Origin of the sequence: Sedimenticola selenatireducens, assembly GCF_007625115.1 — a bacterium.
Lineage (GTDB): Bacteria > Pseudomonadota > Gammaproteobacteria > Chromatiales > Chromatiaceae > Sedimenticola > Sedimenticola selenatireducens_A.
The window spans coordinates 20494-27508 of record NZ_VMNH01000031.1; the positions used below are offsets into that span (position 1 = coordinate 20494).

General features: G+C 53.4%; 9 protein-coding genes. All 9 read left to right on the forward strand.

All coding sequences use genetic code 11. The features are described from left to right. Positions 1–40 precede the first annotated feature (40 nt). The gene (gene nrdR, locus FHP88_RS18015; RefSeq protein ID WP_144360483.1) at positions 41–550 is read left to right on the forward strand and encodes a transcriptional regulator NrdR; all 510 of its coding nucleotides are present in this window, start codon (positions 41–43) and stop codon (positions 548–550) included. Then, on the forward strand, positions 547–1683 hold the full coding sequence (gene ribD / locus FHP88_RS18020) for a bifunctional diaminohydroxyphosphoribosylaminopyrimidine deaminase/5-amino-6-(5-phosphoribosylamino)uracil reductase RibD (protein ID WP_260843363.1): 1137 nt from the start codon (positions 547–549) through the stop codon (positions 1681–1683). The genes nrdR and ribD overlap by 4 nt, the downstream gene beginning before the upstream one ends. 1 nt (position 1684) lies before the next feature. Continuing rightward, positions 1685–2350 (forward strand): riboflavin synthase, encoded by a 666-nt coding sequence (locus tag FHP88_RS18025; protein WP_144360496.1) that lies wholly within the window; start codon positions 1685–1687, stop codon positions 2348–2350. Positions 2351–2477: 127 nt separating this feature from the next. Beyond that, on the forward strand, positions 2478–3590 hold the full coding sequence (gene ribBA / locus FHP88_RS18030; RefSeq protein WP_144360484.1) for a bifunctional 3,4-dihydroxy-2-butanone-4-phosphate synthase/GTP cyclohydrolase II: 1113 nt from the start codon (positions 2478–2480) through the stop codon (positions 3588–3590). Between the two features lie 62 nt (positions 3591–3652). Then, positions 3653–4123: a 6,7-dimethyl-8-ribityllumazine synthase gene (ribE, locus tag FHP88_RS18035; RefSeq protein WP_144360485.1), complete on the forward strand. Its 471-nt coding sequence runs from the start codon at positions 3653–3655 to the stop codon at positions 4121–4123. Continuing rightward, positions 4124–4543 carry a transcription antitermination factor NusB gene (gene nusB / locus FHP88_RS18040; RefSeq protein ID WP_144360486.1) on the forward strand — a complete coding sequence of 140 codons (420 nt, stop codon included), beginning with the start codon at positions 4124–4126 and terminating at the stop codon, positions 4541–4543. A 155-nt stretch (positions 4544–4698) separates the two neighbouring features. After that, complete coding sequence (thiL, locus tag FHP88_RS18045; protein WP_144360487.1) at positions 4699–5670, forward strand: thiamine-phosphate kinase; 972 nt, start codon at positions 4699–4701, stop codon at positions 5668–5670. Then, on the forward strand, positions 5648–6136 hold the full coding sequence (locus FHP88_RS18050; RefSeq protein WP_144360488.1) for a phosphatidylglycerophosphatase A: 489 nt from the start codon (positions 5648–5650) through the stop codon (positions 6134–6136). Before thiL ends, FHP88_RS18050 begins: the two co-directional genes overlap by 23 nt. 56 nt (positions 6137–6192) lie before the next feature. Then, positions 6193–6861 carry a retropepsin-like aspartic protease family protein gene (locus FHP88_RS18055; protein ID WP_260843364.1) on the forward strand — a complete coding sequence of 223 codons (669 nt, stop codon included), beginning with the start codon at positions 6193–6195 and terminating at the stop codon, positions 6859–6861. Positions 6862–7015: the final 154 nt, after the last annotated feature.

The following is a 7015-nucleotide window of genomic DNA, read 5'->3' on the forward strand; positions in this document are numbered from 1 at the left end:
TGCCGGGCTTCGGCCCGGCCCTGACCCCAGGTCCTGAATCATGCGTTGTCCTTTCTGCGGTGCTCAAGATACCAAGGTAGTGGATTCCCGGTTGTTTGGGGAGGGTGATCAGGTGCGCCGTCGGCGCGAGTGCGCCATCTGTAAAGAGCGTTATACCACCTACGAAACCGCTGAACTCAATCTGCCCATGCTGGTCAAGCAGGATGGCAGCCGAGTGCCTTTTGATGGTCGAAAACTGGCCTCTGGCATGTCCCGGGCGCTGGAGAAGCGGCCGGTGAGTGCCGAGCAGTTGGATGACGCCATTGGCCATATTCGGCGTAAATTGCTGGCCTATGGCGAGCGTGAAGTCCCCTCCCGGCAGATCGGTGAGTGGGTCATGGAAGAGCTGCGGGCGCTGGATCAGGTGGCCTATGTACGTTTTGCCTCGGTCTATCGCAGTTTTGAAGATGTGAACGCCTTCCGTGAAGAGATAGAGCGGCTGGAAAAGCAGCTGCCACCGGATGTGCGTCGTCACCAGCTGGATCTGCTCAACGGCGATAAAGACGAATGACGCCGGCTGATGTTCACTATATGGCCCGGGCCATTCAACTGGCCGATCTGGGGCGCTATACCACCCATCCCAATCCCCGTGTCGGCTGTGTGCTGGTCAAGAATGGAAAGATTGTTGGTGAGGGGTTTCATCGGCGGGCCGGTGAGCCCCATGCCGAACGAAATGCGTTGGCCATGGCGGGTGATCAGGCCCGGGGGGCTACAGCCTATGTCACCCTGGAGCCCTGCTGTCATCAAGGCCGGACCCCTCCCTGCAGTGACGGTCTGATTGAGGCAGGAGTACAGCGTGTGGTAGTCGCCATGCAAGACCCCAACCCCAGGGTGGCAGGTCAGGGAATGGCTCAGCTTCGAGCGGCCGGTATCCAGGTTGATGAGGCTGTCTTGACCACCGAGGCCTTGGCGCTCAATCCGGGCTTTATCAAACGTATGACTGTTGGGAAGCCTTATGTGCGCTGCAAGCTGGCCATGAGTCTGGATGGGCGCACGGCTATGGCCAGTGGCGAGAGCAAATGGATCACCGGTGATGCGGCGCGGTTGGATGTGCAGCGGCTGCGGGCCCGCAGTGATGCCATTGTTACTGGGATTGGCACCGTACTGGCCGATGATCCTTCCATGAATGTTCGTTTGAAGGCAACTCAACTGCCGGGTGTGGATTCGGATGATTACCTGCTACAACCACTACGGGTGGTGCTGGACCCGGCGCTACAGATGTCGGCAGAGGCCCGAATGCTTCAGTTGCCGGGTAAAACGCTGATTGTAACGGCATCTACTGATAAAACACTCACCCATGCACTGGTGGATGCGGGTGCCGAGGTGATGGTATTGCCGCACAAGGAGGGGCGGGTAGATCTGTCGCTGTTACTGGAAGAACTGACAAACCGCGGCATTAATGAGACGCTGATTGAATCGGGTCCCACGTTGGCGGGTGCGGCGGTCGCGGCTGGTTTGGTGGATGAGCTGGTGCTCTATGCCGCACCACTGCTGATGGGCAGTGATGCCAGGGGTCTGCTGACTATGCCGACCTTAATCGAAATGAAGGATCGAATTGAGTTGGAGATCCAAGATCTTCGGATGGTTGGTCGTGATATACGTATAACGGCACATCCACATGTTGATTCAACAACAGGTAGCTGAGATGTTTACAGGTATTATCCAGGCGGTGGGTACACTGGCCGGAAAAGAACAGCGTGGGGGTGACCTGCGACTAGTGATTCGCAGTCCTGGGCTTGCCATGAATGATGTGCAGTTGGGTGACAGCATCGCCACCAACGGCGTTTGCCTGACGGTAGTTGAATTGACCGGTAAAGGTTATGTGGCGGATGTCTCTCAGGAGACCCTGGCATACAGCACTTTGTCAGGGCTCCCGGTTGGGGCGCGGATTAATCTGGAGAAGGCATTGACCCTCAGTACGCCACTGGGTGGACACTTGGTAAGTGGTCACGTAGACGGTGTCGGGACTATTCTGGAACGCCGGGAAGAGGCGCGCTCAATCCGATTCCTTGTTGAGGCCCCGACTGAGCTGGCGCGCTATATTGCCCACAAGGGCTCTATTTGTGTCGACGGGGCCAGTTTGACCGTCAACTCCGTGGATGGACCCCGCTTTGATCTCAACATAGTGCCGCATACCCAGCAGGAGACTATCATTGAGGGCTATCGGCCGGGTACAAAGGTGAATCTTGAGGTGGATGTGGTGGCACGCTATCTGGAGCGCCTGCTGCTGGGTGAAAAGGCGGTGGAATCCTCTAAAACAGGCTCAGGTGTCAGCATGGCACTGCTGGCCGAGCGGGGGTTCCTGCGCTGATAAGGGGGTGTTTGAAAGGCCTGAAAACAGGGAATATCAGCCATTGCTGTTTAATTTCTTGGGAGTTGCCCCGGGCTTTGTTACACTTTTCTGCTATTTTTCGGTGCTTTGAGGCACAGTAGTCGTTATGGCATTTAATACAACAGAAGAAATTATCGAAGATATCCGTCAAGGCAAGATGGTTATCATCATGGATGATGAGGATCGCGAGAACGAGGGTGATCTGCTGATGGCCGCTGAGGCGGTGACACCAGAGGCGATCAATTTTATGGCCCGTTTTGGGCGCGGCCTGATCTGTCTGACCCTGACCAAGGAGCGCTGTCAGCAATTGCGATTGCCCCTGATGGTGGGTGTCAATGAGTCTCAGCATGCGACCAATTTTACGGTTTCTATCGAAGCCGCCGATGGAGTGACTACGGGCATCTCTGCGGCTGATCGCGCCACCACTGTGTTGGCTGCAGTAAAAGAACATGCCATGCCACAAGATTTGGTTCAGCCCGGTCATATCTTCCCGCTGATGGCTCAGCCTGGTGGTGTGCTGGTGCGTGCCGGCCATACTGAGGCCGGTTGTGACCTGGCCCGTCTGGCGGGTTTCAGCCCGGCGTCGGCGATTGTGGAGATCCTCAATGAGGATGGCACCATGGCCCGTCGCCCCGATCTGGAAAAATTTGCCAAAGAACATAATCTGAAAATTGGCACCATTGCTGACCTGATTCACTATCGTGTCAGCAATGAGAAGACCATCGAGCGGGTCAGCGAGTGTAATCTGCCGACCGAGTTTGGCGACTTTCGTCTGGTGGCCTTCCAGGATTGTGTCGATCCAGAACTGCATCTGGCGCTAGTCTATGGTGAGGTTGATACCAGTAAACCCATACTGGTTCGGGTGCATATGCAAAATACCCTGTGCGATCTGTTTGCAACTAACCACGCCGGTTGTAGCTGGCCATTGCGTAATGCGATGAAGCAGATTGCCAAAGAGGGCGCTGGCATCATCGTGGTGTTGAGGAACCATGATACAACCCGGGATATGATTCAACGGATGCGTGATTTCCAGTTTCATGACAGGGATCAGGCGGTTCCGACAAGAGATCCCAAACGTCACCTCAGAACTTATGGCATCGGCGCACAGATTCTTTGTGATCTGGGCGTACAGAAGATGCGGGTCTTGAGTGCACCAAAAAGTCTACATGCAATTTCTGGATTTGATCTGGAGATTGTGGAGTATGTGCCCTGCGAGTAGGGGCTGGCTCAATTGAATTATCCAATCGGGATTAATCCCGCACTATAAGGTTGTAACAAGAGATGGCAATTAAAACTATAGAGGGTTCACTGACTATACAGAATGCGCGTTTCTGTCTGGTGGTGGCGCGCTTTAACAGTTTCGTGGTGGAGAGTCTGCTGGATGGCGCGATTGATGCCCTGAAGCGACATGGTGCCACCGATGCGGATATCACTATTGTCCGTGTTCCGGGCGCTTTTGAAATGCCACTGGTGCTGGAGAAATTGGCGGCGAAGGGTGGTTATGATGCCATCGTTGCACTGGGTGCCGTAATCCGCGGTGGAACGCCACACTTTGATTTCGTCGCAGGTGAATGTGTTAAAGGGATGGCGCAGGTGACCCTCAAGCATGGTATACCAATTGCGTTTGGTGTTCTGACAGTGGATACGATTGAGCAAGCGATTGAACGGGCCGGGACCAAGGCTGGAAACAAAGGAGCGGAAGCGGCGATGTCCGCTGTCGAGATGGTTAACATTCTGCGTCAGATCGACTGAATGAGTAACAAACGAAGCCAATCAAGACATCTGGCCGTTCAGGCTATCTATCAATGGCAGGTGGCTGGTCAGAATGTAAAAGACATACGAAATCAGTTTGTGGCGGATCAAAAGCCCAACAGTTTCGAGCTGACCTATTTCGAAGCGCTGTTGCACGGTGTGCCAGCGCACTTGAGCCAACTTGATGAGTTGCTGGGTCCTTACCTTGATCGTTCGATCGAGAGTGTTGATCCGGTAGAGCGCGCAATCCTTCGCTTGGGCGCGTTCGAGTTGCAGTATCAACTTGATGTGCCTTACAAGGTAATCATCAATGAGTCCATTGAGCTCTCCAAGGTCTTTGGTGCCGAACAGGGCCATAAATATGTCAATGGGGTGCTGGATAAGCTGGCGCACCAGCTTCGTAAGTCCGAGATCAAATAGGCTTCTGGTGCTCGTTGCATCTGGTGTTACATGAGGTGTCGGAGTCGATCAACAGATCGACTCCGACACCTGGAAATGCGATATCTGCAGAAACCGCTCGAAACGCTCTTAGAACGGAGTGCTGAAACCCCACAGAGGATCATTTCAGATACGTTATGCCTGCCTCCGAATTCTTACTGATTGACCGCTATTTTTCCCAACTCGGTGTGAAGCGTGCCGATGTACTCCTGGGAATTGGTGATGACTGCGCGTTATTGCAGGTTCCTGAAGGTCAAACGCTCGCGGTCAGCATCGATACCCTGGTAGAGGGCGTTCACTTTTTTCCTGATGTGGATCCAGAGTCGCTGGGTCACAAGGCACTCGCCGTCAACCTGAGTGATCTGGCTGCCATGGGTGCCGATCCAGCCTGGGTTACACTGGCACTGACGTTACCGCAGATTGATGAAACCTGGCTTGAGGCATTCTGTTGCGGGTTTTCCACATTGGCGAAGCGTCATCGGGTCCAATTGGTGGGGGGTGATACCACACGTGGACCGCTGACGATTTCAGTGCAGGTACATGGTTTTGTTGATCCTGCTATGGCGTTGCGACGGGATAGTGCCCGGCCTGGCGACCTGATCTATGTGACCGGTACGCTAGGTGATGCGGGGCTGGCCTTGCTGGGGAAGACAGAGGGTTTATCTCTGGGTGAGCCGCAAGCCACCCTACAGCAGCGGCTTGATTGGCCGGAACCTCGGGTAGGCGTCTCTCAAACATTGCGTGATCTGGCCTCGGCTGCCATCGACATCTCCGATGGACTGTTAGCTGATCTGGGGCATATTTGCCAGAGAAGCGGTGTCGGCGCGATGCTTAATTTGCCCGAAATCCCTCTCTCAGATCCAGTAAAAAAACATATACAGCAGACGCAGAAATGGTCGCTCCCTCTCAGTGCGGGTGATGACTATGAACTCTGCCTGATTGTACCTGCTGAAAACCAGGCTGAGCTGGAGGAGAGGGTGCCCGGATTGGATGTGAGGATCAGCCTTGTCGGACAGATTGAGTCGAGTTCTGGGATTCGTTGCCTGGATGACACTGGAGCGCCTATCGATATTCAATCTGGAGGGTATGACCATTTCCGCGACAGATAATCCCCAACCGAATTGGAAAAATCCGATCCATCTGCTTGCCTTTGGTCTGGGATCGGGTGCCGCACCTAAAGCCCCGGGTACCTTTGGCACCCTTGCGGCTGTACCGTTGTATCTTCTCCTTCAGTCACTCAGTTCATTGCACTATCTGTTAGTGGTTGTGGCGTTATTTATTGCGGGCATCTGGATATGTGATAAAACCTCACGAGACCTGGGTGTGCATGATCATGGCGGCATTGTCTGGGATGAGTGGGTTGGTCTTTTTGTTACCCTATGGATGGCGCCTCAAGGCTGGTATTGGGTGTTAGTCGGTTTTGTATTGTTTCGTATTTTCGACATTTTTAAACCCTGGCCAATCGGCTGGCTGGATCGCCAAGTCTCGGGTGGTTTGGGGATTATGCTGGACGATTTGTTGGCGGGTCTCTATAGCTTGATACTGCTTCAGGCCGCGGTTTATCTGCTACGCTAAAAAATAGCTTGGGGTAATCAGGTGGCGGTTTTCACCTGCACATGGAAGAACATTCAATGTCACACTCTTTAATGCGATCTGTATTTCTGCGGTCACTCATTCTATGGTTTGGTTTGACCGGCTCATGCGCCACGCTGGCGGTAGAGAAGGTACGGGTAATGGCGCTTTTCCCCAATAAAGCCATGGTGCAGATTGATGGCAAACAACGACTGCTCAAGGCCGGTAAAAAGAGCCCGGAAGGTGTGCTGCTGATCTCGGCAACTTCAAATGAAGCCATCATAGAGGTGAATGGTAAGCGGGATAGTTATGGCCTGGGATCACAAATTGGTGGACACTTTGCAGAACGGGAAATAGCCGAAGTGCGTATTCAGGGCGATATCCGTGGGGCCTATAATACTGTGGGTAGTATCAATGGTCGTATGACCGATATGTTGGTGGATACCGGGGCGACTGTGGTTGCGATCAGTGAAGTGGAAGCAAAACGGTTGGGTATTCAATATCGGCTGAAAGGTGAAAAGAGCTGGGTACGTACTGCTTCGGGAACTGCACGCGCACACTCCATTCTGCTCGAAAAAGTTCAGGTGGGTGGGATTGCCTTGCCCAATGTTGATGCAGTGGTGATTGAGGGTAATAGCCCACACAAAGTGTTATTGGGGATGAGTTTTCTCAGTCGGATAAAAATGGAACAGCAGGGTACGCTGATGCTGTTACAGCAGAAGTTTTAATAAGTTGTTAATGCAGAAGGGGTCGGAGTCGAATTGCACTTACTTAATCCAAAATGTAGGGTGGGTTAGCGTTTTTTGCGTAACCCACCAAGCGTTGCGCAGCAACACGAGTCGTTTATCTAAGGTGTGCCTGACGGCACCGTTGGTGGGTTAC

Coding starts and splice junctions, on each gene's coding strand:
- thiL (WP_144360487.1), top strand. CDS start 4,699: ATGCCTGCCTCCGAATTCTTACTGATTGACCGCTATTTTTCCCAACTC.
- nusB (WP_144360486.1), top strand. CDS start 4,124: ATGAGTAACAAACGAAGCCAATCAAGACATCTGGCCGTTCAGGCTATC.
- ribBA (WP_144360484.1), top strand. CDS start 2,478: ATGGCATTTAATACAACAGAAGAAATTATCGAAGATATCCGTCAAGGC.
- FHP88_RS18025 (WP_144360496.1), top strand. CDS start 1,685: ATGTTTACAGGTATTATCCAGGCGGTGGGTACACTGGCCGGAAAAGAA.
- ribD (WP_260843363.1), top strand. CDS start 547: ATGACGCCGGCTGATGTTCACTATATGGCCCGGGCCATTCAACTGGCC.
- FHP88_RS18050 (WP_144360488.1), top strand. CDS start 5,648: ATGACCATTTCCGCGACAGATAATCCCCAACCGAATTGGAAAAATCCG.
- FHP88_RS18055 (WP_260843364.1), top strand. CDS start 6,193: ATGTCACACTCTTTAATGCGATCTGTATTTCTGCGGTCACTCATTCTA.
- ribE (WP_144360485.1), top strand. CDS start 3,653: ATGGCAATTAAAACTATAGAGGGTTCACTGACTATACAGAATGCGCGT.
- nrdR (WP_144360483.1), top strand. CDS start 41: ATGCGTTGTCCTTTCTGCGGTGCTCAAGATACCAAGGTAGTGGATTCC.